This window comes from Mesorhizobium sp. NZP2234 (assembly GCF_013170765.1).
In the GTDB taxonomy this organism is placed as follows: Bacteria; Pseudomonadota; Alphaproteobacteria; order Rhizobiales; family Rhizobiaceae; genus Mesorhizobium; species Mesorhizobium loti_D.
In genome coordinates this window covers 3,499,973-3,516,769 of the sequence record NZ_CP033364.1, presented here as the reverse complement: position 1 = coordinate 3,516,769, position 16,797 = coordinate 3,499,973, and the positions used below count along the sequence as shown (strand labels likewise).

Genomic DNA, 16,797 nt, shown 5'->3' with positions numbered 1-16,797 from the left:
TCTTTTCCCCTACGCTACCGGGCCGGTGTTGCTGCCGCCGGGCTCGACCCCGGTATGTTCGTGCAGCTCGGAAATGTCTTTCCCGTTGTGGGTGAGCGTCGGGGATTCGATTTGGATTCCGCCTGGCGCTTTGATTTTGAGTTCGCCGCCGGTGGCGTGTATCGAGGCCCCGCCGCCGATGTTGAGGGCGAAGCTGCCGCCCTCGGCGACGTCCATTTTGTAGGCCTTGGCTTCGTCGTCGTATTCAACGACCGTGCCGTCCGGGTAAATGGTCCGGTGAATGCTGCCCTTGTCCGCTGCCTGCTTTTTTTCGGTGGCGATGGAACCCACGATAACGGCCTGTGACGGGTCGCCAGAGGGCGAGACAGCGACAACCTGTTCGCCAACGTCTAGGCTGTCATAGGTCTTTGTGTTGCCCGCCCTGGCGCTGGTAAACGGTAGCCAGTCACTTTCGAATTCGCCGGCCTTGAACCGGTATCGAGCTTTCTTGTGATCGACCTGCGAAACCTTCCCGATAAGGACGGTGTTCGACATGCGCCGTTCAAGATCCGTGATGTCCTTTGCCCGGCGTTCAAGCATTAGATCAACGCCGTGACATCGGTATAAAGCGGCTCATTGCCGGGGCCGGTTTCCGGGTCAAACCCGAGCAAGACAGTCGTCGGCGGCCGGCCGTCAACTTCGATCAATTGCGTATAATAGATGATATCGAACGTTAGAATCGCGGTCCAAAGCGCGACCTCGCCTTGCTCCGCAAAAGCGGTGTCCGTCTCGAAAATCGTACACCACTCGACCAGATTGCCGAGCGTGGGATTCGCGTGCAGCCAGGTTTCGACCTGAAAGGCGCAATCGTCCACGGCGTCGGCGCCCTCATCACCCACCGCGTAGCACTCAACGATGAGCTTCAAGAACCGGCGCCGGATTCCGCCATCGTGGCGGTAGTCCGGGTCGATCAAATCTTTGCCGGTATAGACGACGCCAACGGGCATGGTGCGGGCATCGGCGGGAAAGTCTCGGCTATTGTAAAAGCGAGCCTTGGCCGCCGTGGGGAACACCGGCGGGTCGGCCGCGTCCGGTGTCGCCAGCAAGGCGGCAACTGCGGCGCGGATGATCTTTCGCGGGTGCGGTGCCATCGCTATTTCTTCCGAAGGTGCAGCTTCGTGTTCTTCGAAGAGTCGGGAAAGGTGTCGATGACGCGGAATGAGCCGAAGCCGGAAATCGTCACTTCGTCATCCGGCATCGGGTCAAAGCCGAGGTCGGCGTTGCGGACATCAAGCACCGGGATCTTGGACGTGGTCGGCACCCTGCCGCCAGCCTCAAGGGAAACGTGCTCATAATCGAAAATCGCGGTGAGGTCGGGCTTGATCTCGCCAGACTCGCCGCGCTTGTAGATGACGAAAACGGCCTCCCCGAAGGTATCCCGAACAACGCCGGTCATATCGTCTAGGAGGCCGCTCCAATCCATGGCAGGCGGCGGTTAGCCGGCGGCCTTTTCTTTGGCGGTCAAGAGCATTTCCGGCCGCGTGCAGATGTACAGCGGATAGGAATAGACCTCGGGGCGCACCCAAAAATTGCGGTCTTTGTCGCGGATCATCATCGCGTAGAGCGGCCGCCCCAGGGTGTTGACCATGTCGAAGGCTTCGCCAGGTGCGAAAGCCTTCTGGAAGACATCGGGCGCACCCATCGGGAAGAACTTGCACTTGGTCGACCGGATGCCGAGGCCCTGTTTCGTGCCCGGCGCCGCCGCGTCACTGAAATCGTCGGTGCCGCGATAGTTGATGAACATGATCCCGCCGAAATCGAAGGTGGCATAGGAGCCGGAAGCGATGACGGATTGCGTCGCCACACCAAAGGCGCGGTTCAACGCCTGTGCCTGCGAGGTGTTGAGGTAGACCTCGCGAACCAGCTTGTGGCGGGTCAGCTTGTCAAAGAAGCTGTCGCCGCACAGGCCTACGACCCGCGTGCCCATCGTCCAGGCGCCTTTTGCGGCGTGCATCATGGCGCGGATGACACCACGGCAGACGGACTCGACGTCCGTGGTTGCGGTGTCCAGCGCGAAGTCGATTTCGGCAGGAACCGGGATTCCCCATTCCGTGAACCAGTTCACGATTTCGGTGCCGTCCGCGTCCAGAACAACGCCCTGCAAGGCGCCGAGCTGCATGTTCTCCCACGTCATTTCAACATCGCCGATAAGGCGCTGTTCGTAGCGTCCGACATAGCCGATCATGGTTTCCAGGTCGGACTCCGTGCCGAACGCGCGCATGTTCTGGATCTCGGATGCCTTGAGCGTGTGGCCCTTGGCGATGCGCGAGGTGTCATATTTGCGGAGCGAAGCTCGATCCGTCTTGCCCTCGGCCAGCGGCGCGCCGCGTTCCGAAGTCTGAATGATGGAAAGAACGTTGCCGGCGCGGCGCTCGACCGAGACGGATTCGGTTGAAATCGGAACCTCGCCGAAGAGGTTCATCGAGCCGATCAGGTTCGGCTTGAATTCGTAATCTTCAAGCGCAAGGGTCATCGAGACGGCGGAAAAGGCGTCGTCGTTGAAGATATCCATATGCATAGTGCGAGTTCCCCGTTTTCCCCGTCGCTGCCTTAGCGAACGATGATTCCTTTGGTGGCGAGGGCCGCGATTGCGGTCGCCTTGTTCGGTGCCGAAATGCCGGCGGGCCAGGTGAGTTCGTTTGCGTTGACTTCGGTTTCGCGCATCGAAACGACCACGTTCTTGTCGGCGAGAGTGGCGTCGACGTTGCCGAAGAGAACGGCGCGGGCGTTCTGCGATCCGTCCACGGCGGCGGGGTCGAACGCCTTGAATTTCTTGGAGCCGGCGGCCACGGTGATGTTGAATCCGTCACCTGCAACCATCGGGGTGGCGCCGACCGTGATGGTGAAGCCGAGGTCGTCGGCGAAAGCGGCGCCGGTGGCACCGGACTTGATTTTGAAGCCGTCCGGGTCGGTCACGTCGAACTTGGTCGCCGCCGTGAATTCCACGGAATAGACGCCGGCTTTCGCGCCGGGGCCGGTGACAACCGCGCTGATCGTGGCGTTGCCGGTGTTGCCGGCCTTGGCGGCAGCAACGGCGGCGGCAACTGCAATCTGGCCGAGCACGGTTCCGTCGACCAGCTTGGCGGCGCCCGTGAGGGAGCCAGCGTCACGGGAACGCATCCCGCCGGTCGCGCCATCGGACTCGCTTACGATGTAGGCACCGGCGCGGCGGTTTTCAGAAAGAACGGTTGTCATTTCGGTCGACTCCTATTGACGCGCTTACCGGCGCTTCATTGCCTTTGCCCACGCGGAAACCTTTTGGCCCGCGTCAAGAACCTTGCTCGCCTCGGCGATCGCCTTGGGCTGCGCGATGGTGGAAACGGGCGCCGCATCGCCAGCGGCGGCGGCGTCCAGAACCTTGGAGCGGGCGTCGGCGACGCTCATGCCCTTGGTGATTGCTTCGGTCACGTTGAACGTGACGCCGAGGCGGTCCGCCTGGGCAGTGATGGAGGCGAGGCCTTCGCATCGGGTACGTTCGGCCTTGGTGGCCTTCTCGGCGTCCGTGGCGTTCGCCTCGGCAGCGAGTCGGGCCGTCTCGGCCTCGGCTGCAATCCGTGCGGTTTCGGCTTCGGCTGCAACGCGCGCCGTCTCGGCCTCGGCAGCGAGTCGGGCCGTCTCGGCCTCGGCTGCGGTCTTCTCGGCGGCGGAAAGAACCTTCGTCATGAGTCCAACTTTCAATTTCGATTTTGACAACACTTGCGGCGATGCCGTTTGCAAATCGTCAACGCTATCGGCAAATGCTTGAAGGGCTTCGTCAAAGGTGCCGGAGTTATCGGCTAGACCAGACTCGACCGCATCAACACCGCGATACATGCAAGCTTCCGTAGCACGGATCTTTGCGGCGTCGATTCCACGATGTTGCGAAACGAGCTGCACAAACATTTCGCCGAGGGCGTCAACATCGGCCTGCACCGCGTCCCTGGCACGGTTGCTCAAGGGCTCATGCATGTTGCCGTCCGCCTTCTCGGCACCGTAGAAAATATACGTCCAGCGAACGCCCGCCATCTTGTCGGCTTCGCTGACATCGACATGCGCGGCGAGGCAACCGATGGAACCGAGTTCGCTTGTGGTAGCAGCCCAAATTTTAGACGCCGCACTTATGACGCCGTAGCCGGCCGAGGCCGCCACTTCGTTCGCGTGCCCCCAAACGGGCTTTCCCGTTGCCTCGCTGGCGCTACGAATGAAGCGCGCCAGGTCAAAGCAGCCGTTCGCTTCGCCGCCGGGTGAGTCCACCTCGAGCATGAGCCCGCGCACCGCCGGGTCGTACATAATTTCCGTGACCGCATCGGCCAGCGCGGAATAGCTGGTAAGCCCGGACTCCGAGTCCATCCATGAGCCACGCCGGATCAGTGTTCCCAAGACCGGAAGCACCGCGATACCGTTGTCGGCCATGTAGCCGCCACTGCGGAAGGCTCGGCCCTGCCCTGCCCGCGCCTCGCGAGGAGCGCGCGGCAGCTCGCTTGCCGACACCGCGAGGCCGTCGAGGATTCGCGGCCCAATCGCGTTAAGGATGGTGTTCGCCTTGCCACGATGGATCAACAGCGGCGTGTCGAAAAGCAAACTGGCAACTAGCGGGAGATCACGCGGCATTTTGAAGATCCTCCGGGTTGTTGTCTTCGACGGGAGCCGGGGCGCCAGGTGCGGGGCTCGGCGCCGGCACGCTGCCATCTGTGTCGAACACAAGTGGCATCTTTCGGCCCGCCGCCTCGGCGCGCTCTTCCTCGATCTCATCGTCCATGTCTTCGCGGTCGTACCCGCGTTCCGCAATGCTTTGCGTCCGGCTCTTGAGGCCGCCCTTGATTGCGTCCTTTTCGGCCGCGATATCCTTTGCGGGGTCAAGCCATTCCTGCCGGGGCGGCAAGTGATCGCAAGCCCAATATTCGGTCGGGTCCACGTCATAGCCGGGAAGGTCCACAAGACCGGCCATCACGGCGCGCTCAACAAAAGCAATCCAGATGGGCCGGCAAAGCTGATGGATCAGCGTATGATTCTGCCACTGCGAAATCCGGCGCCGAAACGCGACAATGGCGGTGCGGACGTTGGAGAAGTTGCCCTTGGTCATATCGCCGGTAACAATGGAATACGGCACGCCGAGGCCCGCCGATATCTTCAAGGTCGTGCGATATTGGAAGGCCTCATAAGACCCTCCAACTTCCACGGGCGAAGAAAACTTGATGTCTTTGTCGTTGCCGAGGTCAACGATTGCGCCGGGCTCCATGCCGGCGATTGGCGCGTCATATTCTTCGGTGCCTTCGTCATCGTTGACGGTGATCGGGTTTTCACCGCGACCGATAAGAAACGCCGTGAACAAGGCGGCGTTGTTCTTTCGCGCGATTTCGGCGTCGTCGTAGACCTCGAGTCCGAAGATCTTGACCAGCACGCGGGCCACGCGGGGCACGCCGCGAATCTGTCCGCCCTGGCGCCCGTCAAAAACGTGCAGCACTTCGGCCGCTGGCACCCGTACCCGGTCACGGCTGGCCGTCGCCATCGGCGGCCGGATATCGTGCGGATGGAAGCGCCAGAAGTGATAAGCGACGCGGGCGCCGATGGCATTGAATTCGATCCCGGCCACAATGAAATTACCGCCGGGCAGACTGGCCGTGAAGGCGAGGTCGAGCATTTCCGCCGGGAGCAACTGCAACTGAAAAGGGACCGTCCACATATCGGAACGGCGCCGAGCGCGGATTCGAATGAAACATTCGCCGGCCATGTAGGCTTCGCGGGCCGCCTTGGCTTGGATGCCATAGTAGTCGGTCATCCCCTCGGCGTCGGCTTCGTCCGTCCACTTCGTGAACAGGGCGAGCAATGCGGCCTTTTGTGCCTTGCGCTCTTTCTTGAGCCGGGGCCGAGGCTTGATGCCGTCACCAACGGCGTGGCTTGTCCATTCGTCAATGGCGTTGCCGGCGTAACCGTCATTCTCATACAGCCATCGGGCGCGGGCTATCAGGTTCGGTCCGGCGGCGCGGATCGCGACGTTGATATGGTTGCGAGACGGGTTGAAGCCGCGCAAGCGCCGGCCGTTTCCGGCGGCCTCAAACGTATTGTTGCCGCCGCCGTTCAATCGAAACGCGCTGGCGACACGGGTGCCGATGCCGGAAAAAATGCTCATCAATAGCCCCGCCGAATATCTAGGTAGAACACACGGTTCTTGGGCTTGCCTTCCAGTGCCGCGATCTCTTTGTCGATATCGGCGAGCGCGTCTTTCATTTCGCCCATGCTGCGATATTGGACGCTCTTGTCGCCGTGGCGAACGATGAGCGCACCCGACCGCATCGCCTTAAGCAGCGCCGCCCTTTGTGCCTGTAGCAATTCCAAATCGGTCATTGATATCACATGAACGGACTGCCGACGACGCGACGGCGTTTCCGGTTCACCTTAACACCGGCCTTCGGCGGCGTGATTCCACGATGTTGCGAACCGGCGTCATCCTCGCCGGGCTCGGGCTCGGGTTCGGCGGGTGCGACGCCAAGCTCGGAAAGCATCCGTTCAATCTTGGCGGCCTCCCGGTTCAAGACGAAGCCGGCGGCGATCAACCCTTGCAATGAGGCGTAGGCGTAGACGCGGCAGTCAAGCGCCTCATTCCTGGCGTGGTCAGGCTTCCACCAATACACGTCTTTGAAGCCTTTGACGTAGCGGGTTTTCTTAATCTCGGCCGTCAACTGATCGAAATATTCTTTGTCGCGTTCCATCGGGAAGTGACAGGCCCCGGCGCCGCTGACCAGCGCCCCGGTTTTCTCAAGCCGCTTCGTGATCGTTTCCTTCGCGCTGTCCACGCCGATAGGATAAAGGTTGATCCTGCCCTTGTTGTTTCGGGTCGGCCGCTTCGGCCACACCGGCCGGCGCCCCGCGTAGCCCTTGATACCCCAGATGCGGCGACCCTCACGCGGCTTGACGAACCGGTAAACGTCTTGCGTGTTAGCGCCGCCGGTATCGACGGAGGTCGCCGCTATCGCCATCCCGTTCGGGAATGCGGGGTGCGGGAAGCGCTGAAACAGATAATCGTCAAGTTGATCCCAAACCTCTTGTTGAGACGGGTCACCTATAAAGATCTGATAGTCAACGGACCATGATTCCTCATCGCGGCCCCATGCTACGACCTCGGCCTCAAGGCGGTCGGGCTGGACATCAACGCCAGCGGTGAGCAAGGCGGCACCGGCGGGGCAACCCGAGAATACTTCCCGCTTCGCCATGAGCGTGTCGGGGTCCGCCTTCTCGCCGCCAGTGTCTTCCCAGGGCTCGCCGAGAACGGTGTTGATGAAGATCTGCAGCAGCGCGGGGTCGTCCTTTGCCGCCATGAATTCAGACACGCATTCCGCCCACTTGAACCAAGGCGAATACAGCGCGGAAAGGTGATAGCTGCGAATGTTCGGGCGGATCGGTGTAGCGGTCGGCACCCAGGCGGCGCCGCGCTCTTCCGATAGCAGAAACTTTTTGCGGGCTTCGGTATGCCGGTGTTCGCAAAACTCGCCGGTTACGGGGTCCGTGGCCTGGCAGACGAAAGCCGCGGATTCCGGGTGCCCCGGCTCCCATTTGATCGCGGCCCATACAATAGGCTGTGCCGTCCCGCACTTCTCGCACTTCACGTTGTAATAGCGCTGGTCGCCCTCGGCGAATGACTTCGCGATGCGGCTGTTGAGCTTGAGCTTTGGCGATGAGGTGATGAAGATTTTGCGGCGCGGAAAGTTCGCGGTTCGCTTGATCGCCAGCATCGCGGGGTCGCCTTCGTCATCCGCTGATGCCGGGTAGGCGTCGACTTCGTCCAGCACCAAGCGGGACACCGGGGAGCCGCGAAGGCCGGAACCCGAATTCGCGCCCGTCATGAACAAGGCGCCGCCGTCAAAATCCTTCTGCATGACGGTGTTGCCGGAGTCCCGCGAGCGGGCCGGCTTGATCTTTTCGGCGAGCGCCGGGCTTTCCGCAATCATCGGGTCGATGCGGGTCTTTGAAAACTTTTTCGCCATGTCGATGGTGGGCAGCACGTACATAATCGGCCCAGGCGAATGGTGGATTGTGTAGCCGACGAAGTTGAACCCGCCTTCCGAGGCGCCGATCTGCACGCCCTTCATGAGCGCTACGGTTTCAATCGCCGAATAGGTGGACAGCGAGTCCATAATCTCGCGTAGGTATGGGGTGCGCGAGGTCCGCCACTTGCCCGGCTCGGAAGACGAAACCGAAGTCAGATAGCGGTGTTCGTCCGCCCATTCCGAAACGGTGAAAGGCGGGTCCGGCTCGATAGCCGCGATCCCTTCCTCAAACAGGTATTCAAATGCGCCCTCGCTTAGCACTCGGAGTCCCCGAAGGTGCCGGCGTCCATCGGTGCCCGCGTCTTCGCCAGTTCGGCCAGGGCGAGGCGCATGTGCTCTTCAAGGGCACCGGCAAGCTGGACCGGGTCGGCCTCGACCACCGCCGAGATATCGGACGCGTAGCGGTTCGCGAAATTCAACATGGCGGCTCGGAAGACGCGCATAAGCGAGCGGATCGCGCGCCTCGCCTCTTCCCTGTCGACCGTGGTTTCCTTAAGCCGTTCAAGGTTGATCTTGGCGGCCTCAAGGTCGACCTGCATCCGCTCGACCTTGAGGTCGTATTCGCTGTTTTCCGTGGCCTCTTCGCCGGACTTAAAAAGCTTCGAAGTCTTCGGAACCACCTTGCGGCGTTGCTGGTTTGGATTGCTATTTGCAAACCATTGGACCCGAGCCGCCACGGAATCAACGGAACCATCGGGGAAGATGGAACCGGCGAGGCTTCCCCGCTGCACTCTTTGGCGCACCGCGTTAGGCGTAACGCCCATTTCTCGGGCAAAAGCGGCAAGGCTGATGCCCGCGAGTTTCTTCCTGCCGCTCACTATTTCTGATCCTAGCTATATACATGGCGCATATTACGCGCTACATATCGTTTGCGAATTGCAAACACTCTAGCTGAATCGGAACCGACAATGAAGTCGTACAATGTCAAGTCAAATGCGAAGCGTTTCGCCCGCCAGCTCGCGGCAAAGTTTCCCGGCTACATCGCCGATGAGCCCGTCGAGCGCTGCCCTATCGAAGTGGCAGAGGGCAAGGCCGAATGGTATCCCGGCGTCGCCGCCCCGACCAAGGTGCTGGCGACCGGCATCCCCGAAGAGATCAGTTCAACGGCATACGTCAACGGCAAGCTCGCCGAGGTGACGGCAGCGCGCATCGAAGGCCACACCACGATTTCCGGCGGCGAAACCGGCGAAGGCATCGAAGCAGAGGTCGCCAAGGTGGCGGCGCTTCGCCCATACCAGCAAGCGGCCGTCGACGCGATTGAGGCCGGCGCCGTGGTGATGTCATTCCCCGCCATGAAAGCGGCGGTCGCCAGCAAGGCCCACAAAGCCGAGGTGATAGATCCCCGTACGATGACCCTCCCCGCGATGAAGGCGGCTGTTGCTGATCTCCCCCTCACGAAGTCAACGCCGGAAGAGATCGCGGCGCGCCGCGCCGCCCGAGCTGCACGCGCGGCGGAACCGAAGCCGGCGAAGGTGGCGAAGACAACCAAGGCCGACACGATCATTGAACTTGTTTCCACGGCGGATGGTGCCACCCTTCGCGACCTCATGGCGGCCACCGAATGGCAGGCCCACACATTGCGCGGCTACATCGCGGGCACGCTTCGGAAGCGCGGCCACAACATCGTTGCGAAAAAGATCAAGGGCGAAGAAACCCGCTATGTGATCCCGGCGGCCGAGGTACAGGCACGAGCGCCCGCGTCGCAGTAGCGGCCGTGGAATGGCGGGGCGCCGGGTCAAGGCCATCGGCCGAGGGCAGGCGCTGGTCGAGGCGTTCGCCTACGCTTTTATCGACTGAGTATCTAGAAATGCCAGATGCCCCGCTGCATGAACAGGTCGGTCGGCGCTCTCCAAACCCTATATCGGGCCGCCTGTTCGGCCTGTTCGCGGACACCAAGCTGACCAATTCTCTGAAAGAACGCGTCTATGCGCTGTCTGGCAAAAAGTTTCCTGCCCCTGGTGTTGTAGTTGCGGATGGGGAGCCAATGGCCGCTGATCGACCGGCCGCCTTGGGAAAGCGCTATGCCGATGCAAAACTGCTCAGGAGTGTGGACCTTCACGACGCCAATCATTCGTTCGATGGCATGATAGGCGTCGGTTAGAGCTGGGATGTTGGCGCTGTGGACGCCAAGAACGCCGCTGTTCCACATGGGCTCTTCGCCGGTTAGAACCTGATCGCCAAGCTTAAGCCCCTTGCCGGCGAGACTGCGGTATTCCTTCTTCGGCCTTCCCTCGCACTTGCGCATCACGGAATGGGTCGGCGATATCTTCTTGAAGCATCGGGAGATGTCTCCGACCGTGTACATGTCGGTATCCATGAAAAACAGGCGGTCGCAGTCCTGCAATAGCTGGATGATGCCGGCGGCCTTAATCCCGAACAGATATCGATCGCCGAAAGACATCTCGCGCATGCGCGCAGCGGTCAATTCGATGGTCTCGACAGGGTATCCACTGAAAATCTTGGGCCGGTCGGTCAAGACCTTGATCTTGGCGTCGGGGCAGAAGTGCAGCAACCGCAGCGCACTGAAGAGCGCTCCGCGCGCATACAGTTCATCCTCGCCAAAAGCGATGTAGCCAAGCCTGTCACCCATGCCGACCCTTTTGCATCCCGGGCGGCCGGTCGTCCACTAAATTATAGGGCGTTGCGGCCACGCTTAGCACCGCGCCCCCTGGCAGGGCAAAGGATCTGGAACTATTTTAGCTAATGCTGATTGAATCGTGTTTTCATGAGTCAGTTCATGCGTTTAGCTTTCATCCCGCCGATGAGGCCCAAGCTTGTAGACAGCCCGCCTCTTGGGGATGGCTGGACCCATGAGATCAAGCTTGACGGCTACCGAACCCAAATCGTTATCAACGGCCCCGATGATATCCGCGCCTACTCAAGTAGCGGCGCGGACTGGACCGCGAAATATACTGGCGTCATTGAAGCGGCGCGCGAGCTTGGCGTCGAGTCCGCGATCATAGACGGCGAGGCGGTTGCTACCAACGCGAAGGGGCAGCCGGATTTCCACAAGCTGCAAAGCATCATTCACAAAGACCCTTATACCGCCATCCTCGGCGCCTTCGATATCCTGCACTTAAACGGCCACGACCTCCGCGACATCGGCTGCAAAGCGCGCCGTGAAATGCTCTACAGCATCATGAAGCCGAACAGCCGGATTCAGTTCAGCGAGACGTTGCCAGGCGACGCGAAATCGATCTTCTACCTCATTGACCAGGCAGGGCTTGAGGGCATGGTTTCGAAGCGTGCGGACAGCGTTTATCGCAGCGGTCCGACCACCAATTGGTTGAAGATCAAAAGCTATATGTACAGTGATCTTGAACTCATCGGGGTCGAGCGGGAGCGGGGTAAAGCAGCCATGGCCCTATTCGCGGAACCGGGCACCCGCAAGTATGTCGGCTCCGCATTCGTCACCCTCGGCGGCGAGATGCGCGAACGTCTCTGGCAGCGGGTCCAGGCCAAGGCTGGCGGCGCCCCGCCCGACGCCTACATGAACAAACGGCACCCCTCGACTCAATGGATCAAGCCGGGTTTGATGGCGACCGTGAAGCACTTGCGCGGCGAAGAGATTTTGCGGCACGCATCTGTGAAAGCTCTTTTGGAGGATGGCGACAAAGGATCAGGAACGGTCAATTAGCGGAGGTAGAAATCTAGCCGCTCCCGTTGTGCCTGGGGCGAAAACATCTGCTCAACGGTCTGCCGTGCCTTGAGGCCGACCGCTGCCCGTAGCGCCGGGTCGGCCTTGAGGTCAGCCAGTATTCGCGCCGCCTGTTCCGTTGTTTCGAACAGGAAACCGTTTTCGCCATGCCTGATATGATCGGAATAGCCGCCATGCGAATGGCAGACCACGGGCAAGCCGCAAGCCATCGCTTCGAATACCACCCGCCCGAACGTCTCCACATGCGGGTCGGTCCGATAATAGAAGGCGTCGACCTGTGATAGAAACTGTTCGGCGGGAAACTGCCCCTGCGGCAGGATCGCGAGCAGCGGGTGCGGGGCGAGCTTGTCCTTGATCGGCATCCCGCCTTGGATTCGTATGGCGGCGCCATCCGCTAGCAGTTCCCGGTAGAGTGGCAAGTCGTCCGCATGGTGCTTGCCGGGCGCGTCACGGCTCAACCGACCGACTGTGAAAGGTCTTTCCGGCTTGGAGGGGCCGCGCGAAAACCGCCCGATATCTATCGGCGAGGGATGCACGGTGCCCTCGATTTGCAGCAAGCGCTTTTGGAAATCGGAAATCAGCACCATCTCGGCGGCCGGCCAGCCAAGCATGCGAGGCATGCGCGTCGTTAGCTCGATGACTTTCGGGTGAAAGGTGTTGAAGACATAGATCAACCGGCGCGGTTTCGGAATGAGATAAGGCCATACCTTGTTTCGCCAATGCGCGCCGAGAAATACATAGGTGCCGCCATCGGGCACGCTTCGCGAAAGCGGCGAGATCCGACGAATTGGATACCGGCGTTTCAGTTCGGCGGAAGCCCTTGAGGATGCCGCCCAAAGCCGCACCTCGGCTTCCCGTCTCAACAAATGATAGAGGTCCAGAGTCTCAAGATCGCTGCCCCCAAATTGGTCTTGAAACCCGTTGAATAAATGGATCATTGATCTTCTGTACTTTTGCTTGGCGGCACGTCATATAATATTTCTGCACGGTTGCAAGCGCAAGAATTCGAGGCGGCAACACATAGCCATTTCTGACGCGCATATCGTCACAGCCGTGGCCTCACGTCCCACCCCTACCTCAACAGATTGATCGGATTGAAGAATTCCGCCGGGGAAGAAAGCCCGCGGTACCTTGGACGCATTCGAAAAAGCGATGGCTTCTATTCGGGGTGAATAGTTCGGATATGCTTTTCGGGATTTCTGTCGCTAGCAAGAACGTGCGATGCAGCGCTCCCCTCACATGACACCCGCCCCGGAAGTACCTTCGAATTTCATAAGCCATTGAAATCATTATGATATTCGTGATGAGGCCGAGGTGTGTTGATCGTATTGGGAACGGGGATCAATGAGGACGCATCATTCGCAGTCATCAATATAATTGATGGCTCAACCCTTAACCCTTGAAGGCGTATCGCTTCAACTGCCTGACCACGTTGGCGGTGAGGCGGGCTTGTGCATCAACCTCGATCTGCCCCATCGTGATCGCTTGGCTCATTACCTGGGTGACACCGGCACCCCATAGTTCTTTGATCGGGTTTCGTTTCTTCGTCTCCCGAACGAATACCCCCCGGTGCCCCGACTTCATCGTGGCAATGAATGTGTTCTTGTAGAGCTTGCGGACCCCCCAGGCGTTCGCGGTTACACCTGGCTTCGTCTGCCTCGCCGCGAACTTCACCAGCGCTATGGGGCGCCCACTGCCTCGCACTGTAGCGGTGAGGGTTGAGGGCTGCGAATACGGGAAGATACGGATCGAGGGATCGACATCACCTCGCTTCAATCCGCCTGCCTTCGCTACGGTGCGAGCCGCGAAGGTGCGGACCTGTTTCGCTGTCGTGTTTACACCAACTGACAGCGCTTGGTTCAGCCTCGGGGGCTGCAACCGTCTCATCAAGGCTTTGACTTCTGCGGTTTGCCAATCAACCTTGATCTCTAGGTCGGACATGATGGGGTATTACGGACCGGAGCCATGTTCGGGGACAAGGCGCCCCGCGTCCGTCTTCGCCTTGCCCTTCGGGGCAGGCGCGACCTCGGCGATCTCATCAACCTCGGCAGCGATGGCACCGGCACGGCGCAACCGGTCCAGCGTGCCGGGTCCGATGTCCGAAGGCACCGGCCCTTTGAGGAACTGGCGCGCGGAACCCTTATCGGAAACAACCATGTTGCGGATCAAGTCAACCATTACAGGAATTCCTCTTCGGACGAGTCGGGCTGTCCGCACATAAAGCCTAATCGTTTGCTGTTCGTCAACGGTCCCGCTTCGCGAAAGGTGTATTAGGTCTATTTTCCTAAAAGGCGCTTCATACACCCCAAAAATACAGCTAAACCCCTGTTCTATATATATAAATGTATTTGTATGAAAATATATATATAAATAGAGCTTTATACGCATGCCTCTATGCGCTCCCGCTATGCGCTATGCATGTATAGCTCTATGTTTTCGGGCAAAAATCCATACATTATATAAGCGCAACGATTACAGCGACTTAGGTGTATTTCAGGCCCTATTTCAGGGTGTATTTTTGCCGATGTATGCGGAAATCGCGCCTGGGATCGCCGAATTGTCCGCGTTTTGCAAACTTTCCGCTTGCGCCATCGATATTCGCAGCGTATATCGTCGTTATCGAAACGCAAACGACGAGCCCCGGCAATGATTTACTTCTCTACCCGTTCCGACTGCCCGAACCGCGCTAAGCTCGCCACGATGACGAAGCAAGAGGCCGCGACCTGGGCGGCTCGCGCCTCGACCAACTGCATGGAAGTTTCCCGCCTCGCCGAGATTGAAACCTATTTCAACCTCACCCGCGCCGAGGCAAACGCGCTGCATTCCGCCGCTGTCACCGCTCTTGTTGATGCCAGGGTGTCCGCATGAACGCCGCCGGCTACTGCAAAATCACTGCAATCGAGATCGAGCGTTTCCGCGAGCCCGTCCAGAAGATTGACGGTTACGGCCTCCCCTACTGGTCGGAAGAAACCACGTTCGGGCATGTCGTCATCGTGGCCGAGGGCGCCGTGTTCTACGTCTCAACGCTCAAGGGCGAGACGGAAGAGGGCAACGCGGCCCGCTACCGTGTGGGCGGCTACACCGATGATCGTTGCATCTATGACCGTCTCGCCGAGGTGAAGCCATGAGCCCCGCAACAGCCGCCGCCCTCGCCGAGATCCGCGCCGCCGTTGCCTCCGGGCAAGCCCGCTTGGTCCCCGCCCTGTTTTCCTGGCAGTTCGGCCGCGCCGCCTCGGCCGCCGCGTTCCGCGCCGCAAAGGCCGCCGGGATTATCGAGGTCGCTTACACCTCTGTAGCGGGAACACCGGTCTACCAGGCCGCCGGCATCAACGCCGCCCTCGCCCTCTTCGCCACCGCAACCAAGCACTAGGAGCAACCCGCATGAGCCAAGATTACAGCCCCGCCGCGCTTCGCCGCGCCACACCTCGCCCTTTGCCCGCCTTCGAAATCCAAGCGATGGGCGAATTAGTTGAGCACTCCCGCATTCTGGCGAAATGGACCGATGGCCCCGCGCGATTCTTCGTCTGGCTTGAAGCCGCCGGAACCGTCATCGGCCCCGACGCCTTCATTCACAAAAACAGCGTTGCCCCGGAATGGCTCGGCGAGGGCTCGACCCGCCGCAAAAACCCCGAGTCCTTCCCGCACCGCACCGTGAGCCAGCACGCGAAGGCTCATGCCCCCATCGTTGCCGCGATCCGCGCCGCCATCGCCGATGGTGCCTTAGCTCGGGCCGCCGTTGCCGCCTACACCGCCGCCGAAGAGGCGACGGAGGCGAGGTGGCGCGCCGCTCACGTCTCCCGTATCCGTCACGCCATCGAACATGCGGCGGACCGGATGCAACTTGAGGGCAAGGGCCAGGATGCCCATGCCATCCGCTTCGTTGCCTTGCTCGATCCCGAGCTGCTTATTCACCTTGCCAACATCATGCAGGGCGCCCGCGCATGAGCAAGCACACACAAGGCCCATGGGTCGCCGGGGCCGATGGGAAACACCGCGCATGGATCGCCGACCTGCACAACGGGCTCGCGATCTGGACGGAACGCCGTTTCGCCGAGGGCGAGGCCTACGAATGGGGCGACCGCGTCGCCGATGGCAATTTGATGGCCGCTGCCCCCGAGCTTCTGGCCGCCGCGAAAAGCTGTCTCGCCGCCGAGCTGGCGCGGCGCACCAAGCTTAAGCCAGGCGCCCCGGCTACAACCTACTGCGAACGAAGGATCGCCGCGCTTGTCGCCGCCATCGCGAAGGCCGAGGCCGTCACATAAAAAGATCAACAATCAACCGTTTGCGTATTGCAAACACGATATTCATAGCGTATATCATGCATATCGAAACCGCAAACGAGGAAGCCCACATGCCTAAGACCATTTACACCGCGATTGACCCGGCCGGCGTTGAGCACAAGCGCACCACCGCCGACCGCACCTACACCCACACCGTTGTTTACCAGCGTTCCAAGGTTGCAGCGGTTGAGGCCGCCACCACGAAGAGCGCTCGCGGCTTTCATGCCAAGAATGGTCAATACTACCTCGATTGCATCCGCGACGGCCGTCACGAAAACCTCATGAGCTTTGAGCACTACCGCGCGGACACCGACCGCCAGGCCCGAGACGTCGCCGAGGCGATTGGAAACCTGGCCGGCGCCACCACTGCCGCCGAATACGCCGAGGCCAAGGTTGCCGCTCACCTCGCCCGTATCGAGGCCACCGACTGGACGATCTGGCATAACCTGGGATGGTGCGGCCGCCACGACCTCGCCCGCAAGCTCGCCGCGAAGACCTCGGGCGCCGTCATCCTTCCCGCAATCCAGAAGTGAGCCCCACGGGGCGGCGCCGACCTCGCCGCCCTCGCCCTTCTCAACCGACCAGGAGTCCCACCATGCAAAACCCCACCTTTAAGCGTGCCGTCCGCGTTTGGGATGACGGCACCAAGAGCTTTGTTAGCCGCAACATCGAGATCACAATTAATATTCAAGCCGTGGCCGACGCCCTGGCTCGGAAGGCGATCAAGAACAAATCCAAGAAATCGAAGCTGGTAGCCGGCGACATCGTGGGCGCGCTGGTCTAGCTCGCCCGAAAA

Annotated in this window: 23 protein-coding genes; 9 read left to right on the top strand and 14 right to left on the bottom strand. The window is 60.5% G+C overall.

Going from position 1 to position 16,797, the window contains the following annotated elements; translation table 11 throughout:
- Positions 1 to 9: 9 nt before the first annotated feature.
- From EB230_RS17355 to EB230_RS17310, 10 genes are read right to left on the bottom strand one after another with little or no spacing between them, the layout of a single operon-like run.
- Positions 10 to 579, bottom strand: a complete 570-nt coding sequence (locus EB230_RS17355) for a phage baseplate assembly protein V (RefSeq protein ID WP_172373383.1) — start codon at positions 577 to 579, stop codon at positions 10 to 12.
- On the bottom strand, positions 579 to 1,130 hold the full coding sequence (locus EB230_RS17350) for a hypothetical protein (RefSeq protein WP_172373381.1): 552 nt from the start codon (positions 1,128 to 1,130) through the stop codon (positions 579 to 581). The genes EB230_RS17355 and EB230_RS17350 overlap by 1 nt, the downstream gene beginning before the upstream one ends.
- Before the next feature lie 2 nt (positions 1,131 to 1,132).
- Positions 1,133 to 1,435 carry a hypothetical protein gene (locus tag EB230_RS17345; RefSeq protein WP_172373380.1) on the bottom strand — a complete coding sequence of 101 codons (303 nt, stop codon included), beginning with the start codon at positions 1,433 to 1,435 and terminating at the stop codon, positions 1,133 to 1,135.
- Between the two features lie 39 nt (positions 1,436 to 1,474).
- Positions 1,475 to 2,557 (bottom strand): major capsid protein, encoded by a 1,083-nt coding sequence (locus EB230_RS17340; protein ID WP_172373379.1) that lies wholly within the window; start codon positions 2,555 to 2,557, stop codon positions 1,475 to 1,477.
- Positions 2,558 to 2,589: 32 nt separating this feature from the next.
- Entirely contained in the window at positions 2,590 to 3,234 is a 645-nt protein-coding gene (locus EB230_RS17335) for a head decoration protein (protein ID WP_172373378.1), read from the bottom strand.
- 24 nt (positions 3,235 to 3,258) lie between these two features.
- On the bottom strand, positions 3,259 to 4,629 hold the full coding sequence (locus EB230_RS17330) for a S49 family peptidase (RefSeq protein ID WP_172373377.1): 1,371 nt from the start codon (positions 4,627 to 4,629) through the stop codon (positions 3,259 to 3,261).
- Positions 4,619 to 6,148: a phage portal protein gene (locus tag EB230_RS17325; RefSeq protein ID WP_172373376.1), complete on the bottom strand. Its 1,530-nt coding sequence runs from the start codon at positions 6,146 to 6,148 to the stop codon at positions 4,619 to 4,621. The genes EB230_RS17330 and EB230_RS17325 overlap by 11 nt, the downstream gene beginning before the upstream one ends.
- Entirely contained in the window at positions 6,148 to 6,363 is a 216-nt protein-coding gene (locus EB230_RS17320) for a hypothetical protein (protein ID WP_172373375.1), read from the bottom strand. Before EB230_RS17320 ends, EB230_RS17325 begins: the two co-directional genes overlap by 1 nt.
- A gap of 5 nt (positions 6,364 to 6,368) precedes the next feature.
- Positions 6,369 to 8,324, bottom strand: coding sequence for a phage terminase large subunit family protein (locus tag EB230_RS17315; protein ID WP_246738806.1), 1,956 nt, complete (start codon positions 8,322 to 8,324; stop codon positions 6,369 to 6,371).
- Entirely contained in the window at positions 8,318 to 8,881 is a 564-nt protein-coding gene (locus tag EB230_RS17310) for a hypothetical protein (RefSeq protein WP_172373374.1), read from the bottom strand. Before EB230_RS17310 ends, EB230_RS17315 begins: the two co-directional genes overlap by 7 nt.
- Positions 8,882 to 8,971: 90 nt before the next feature.
- On the opposite strand from EB230_RS17310, the gene EB230_RS17305 reads away from it, so the two are divergent.
- Positions 8,972 to 9,772 (top strand): DUF3489 domain-containing protein, encoded by an 801-nt coding sequence (locus EB230_RS17305; protein ID WP_172373372.1) that lies wholly within the window; start codon positions 8,972 to 8,974, stop codon positions 9,770 to 9,772.
- Between the two features lie 92 nt (positions 9,773 to 9,864).
- On the opposite strand, the gene EB230_RS17300 is transcribed toward EB230_RS17305, so the two are convergent.
- Entirely contained in the window at positions 9,865 to 10,653 is a 789-nt protein-coding gene (locus EB230_RS17300) for a hypothetical protein (RefSeq protein ID WP_172373370.1), read from the bottom strand.
- 147 nt (positions 10,654 to 10,800) lie between these two features.
- Between EB230_RS17300 and EB230_RS17295 the strand changes: the two genes are divergently transcribed.
- Entirely contained in the window at positions 10,801 to 11,700 is a 900-nt protein-coding gene (locus EB230_RS17295) for an ATP-dependent DNA ligase (RefSeq protein WP_172373368.1), read from the top strand.
- Here EB230_RS17295 and EB230_RS17290 read toward each other — a convergent pair.
- The 3 genes from EB230_RS17290 to EB230_RS17280 form a co-directional block, all read right to left on the bottom strand.
- On the bottom strand, positions 11,697 to 12,659 hold the full coding sequence (locus EB230_RS17290) for a glycosyltransferase family 4 protein (RefSeq protein ID WP_172373366.1): 963 nt from the start codon (positions 12,657 to 12,659) through the stop codon (positions 11,697 to 11,699). The genes EB230_RS17295 and EB230_RS17290 overlap by 4 nt on opposite strands.
- Positions 12,660 to 13,113: 454 nt before the next feature.
- The gene (locus tag EB230_RS17285) at positions 13,114 to 13,662 is read right to left on the bottom strand and encodes a phage tail protein (protein WP_172373364.1); all 549 of its coding nucleotides are present in this window, start codon (positions 13,660 to 13,662) and stop codon (positions 13,114 to 13,116) included.
- A 9-nt stretch (positions 13,663 to 13,671) separates the two neighbouring features.
- Positions 13,672 to 13,899, bottom strand: a complete 228-nt coding sequence (locus EB230_RS17280; protein ID WP_172373362.1) for a hypothetical protein — start codon at positions 13,897 to 13,899, stop codon at positions 13,672 to 13,674.
- 522 nt (positions 13,900 to 14,421) lie between these two features.
- Between EB230_RS17280 and EB230_RS17275 the strand changes: the two genes are divergently transcribed.
- The 7 genes from EB230_RS17275 (at position 14,422) to EB230_RS17245 (ending at position 16,785) form a co-directional block, all read left to right on the top strand.
- Positions 14,422 to 14,589, top strand: coding sequence for a hypothetical protein (locus EB230_RS17275; RefSeq protein ID WP_172373360.1), 168 nt, complete (start codon positions 14,422 to 14,424; stop codon positions 14,587 to 14,589).
- Positions 14,586 to 14,849, top strand: coding sequence for a hypothetical protein (locus EB230_RS17270; RefSeq protein ID WP_172373358.1), 264 nt, complete (start codon positions 14,586 to 14,588; stop codon positions 14,847 to 14,849). The genes EB230_RS17275 and EB230_RS17270 overlap by 4 nt, the downstream gene beginning before the upstream one ends.
- On the top strand, positions 14,846 to 15,091 hold the full coding sequence (locus EB230_RS17265) for a hypothetical protein (protein ID WP_172373356.1): 246 nt from the start codon (positions 14,846 to 14,848) through the stop codon (positions 15,089 to 15,091). The genes EB230_RS17270 and EB230_RS17265 overlap by 4 nt, the downstream gene beginning before the upstream one ends.
- Before the next feature lie 11 nt (positions 15,092 to 15,102).
- On the top strand, positions 15,103 to 15,666 hold the full coding sequence (locus tag EB230_RS17260) for a hypothetical protein (RefSeq protein WP_172373354.1): 564 nt from the start codon (positions 15,103 to 15,105) through the stop codon (positions 15,664 to 15,666).
- Positions 15,663 to 15,983, top strand: a complete 321-nt coding sequence (locus EB230_RS17255) for a hypothetical protein (RefSeq protein ID WP_172373352.1) — start codon at positions 15,663 to 15,665, stop codon at positions 15,981 to 15,983. Before EB230_RS17260 ends, EB230_RS17255 begins: the two co-directional genes overlap by 4 nt.
- A gap of 89 nt (positions 15,984 to 16,072) precedes the next feature.
- On the top strand, positions 16,073 to 16,534 hold the full coding sequence (locus tag EB230_RS17250; protein WP_172373350.1) for a hypothetical protein: 462 nt from the start codon (positions 16,073 to 16,075) through the stop codon (positions 16,532 to 16,534).
- Between the two features lie 62 nt (positions 16,535 to 16,596).
- Positions 16,597 to 16,785 (top strand): hypothetical protein, encoded by a 189-nt coding sequence (locus EB230_RS17245; protein ID WP_172373348.1) that lies wholly within the window; start codon positions 16,597 to 16,599, stop codon positions 16,783 to 16,785.
- Positions 16,786 to 16,797 lie beyond the last annotated feature (12 nt).

Bases quoted from the DNA above. Each gene is read 5' to 3' on its own strand.
- EB230_RS17255 (WP_172373352.1), top strand. From the start codon at position 15,663: ATGAGCAAGCACACACAAGGCCCATGGGTCGCCGGGGCCGATGGGAAA.
- EB230_RS17335 (WP_172373378.1), bottom strand. From the start codon at position 3,234: ATGACAACCGTTCTTTCTGAAAACCGCCGCGCCGGTGCCTACATCGTA.
- EB230_RS17295 (WP_172373368.1), top strand. From the start codon at position 10,801: ATGCGTTTAGCTTTCATCCCGCCGATGAGGCCCAAGCTTGTAGACAGC.
- EB230_RS17355 (WP_172373383.1), bottom strand. From the start codon at position 579: ATGCTTGAACGCCGGGCAAAGGACATCACGGATCTTGAACGGCGCATG.
- EB230_RS17350 (WP_172373381.1), bottom strand. From the start codon at position 1,130: ATGGCACCGCACCCGCGAAAGATCATCCGCGCCGCAGTTGCCGCCTTG.
- EB230_RS17260 (WP_172373354.1), top strand. From the start codon at position 15,103: ATGAGCCAAGATTACAGCCCCGCCGCGCTTCGCCGCGCCACACCTCGC.
- EB230_RS17320 (WP_172373375.1), bottom strand. From the start codon at position 6,363: ATGACCGATTTGGAATTGCTACAGGCACAAAGGGCGGCGCTGCTTAAG.
- EB230_RS17345 (WP_172373380.1), bottom strand. From the start codon at position 1,435: ATGACCGGCGTTGTTCGGGATACCTTCGGGGAGGCCGTTTTCGTCATC.
- EB230_RS17265 (WP_172373356.1), top strand. From the start codon at position 14,846: ATGAGCCCCGCAACAGCCGCCGCCCTCGCCGAGATCCGCGCCGCCGTT.
- EB230_RS17270 (WP_172373358.1), top strand. From the start codon at position 14,586: ATGAACGCCGCCGGCTACTGCAAAATCACTGCAATCGAGATCGAGCGT.
- EB230_RS17290 (WP_172373366.1), bottom strand. From the start codon at position 12,659: ATGATCCATTTATTCAACGGGTTTCAAGACCAATTTGGGGGCAGCGAT.
- EB230_RS17330 (WP_172373377.1), bottom strand. From the start codon at position 4,629: ATGCCGCGTGATCTCCCGCTAGTTGCCAGTTTGCTTTTCGACACGCCG.
- EB230_RS17300 (WP_172373370.1), bottom strand. From the start codon at position 10,653: ATGGGTGACAGGCTTGGCTACATCGCTTTTGGCGAGGATGAACTGTAT.
- EB230_RS17305 (WP_172373372.1), top strand. From the start codon at position 8,972: ATGAAGTCGTACAATGTCAAGTCAAATGCGAAGCGTTTCGCCCGCCAG.
- EB230_RS17245 (WP_172373348.1), top strand. From the start codon at position 16,597: ATGCAAAACCCCACCTTTAAGCGTGCCGTCCGCGTTTGGGATGACGGC.
- EB230_RS17285 (WP_172373364.1), bottom strand. From the start codon at position 13,662: ATGTCCGACCTAGAGATCAAGGTTGATTGGCAAACCGCAGAAGTCAAA.
- EB230_RS17275 (WP_172373360.1), top strand. From the start codon at position 14,422: ATGACGAAGCAAGAGGCCGCGACCTGGGCGGCTCGCGCCTCGACCAAC.
- EB230_RS17280 (WP_172373362.1), bottom strand. From the start codon at position 13,899: ATGGTTGACTTGATCCGCAACATGGTTGTTTCCGATAAGGGTTCCGCG.
- EB230_RS17325 (WP_172373376.1), bottom strand. From the start codon at position 6,148: ATGAGCATTTTTTCCGGCATCGGCACCCGTGTCGCCAGCGCGTTTCGA.
- EB230_RS17340 (WP_172373379.1), bottom strand. From the start codon at position 2,557: ATGCATATGGATATCTTCAACGACGACGCCTTTTCCGCCGTCTCGATG.
- EB230_RS17250 (WP_172373350.1), top strand. From the start codon at position 16,073: ATGCCTAAGACCATTTACACCGCGATTGACCCGGCCGGCGTTGAGCAC.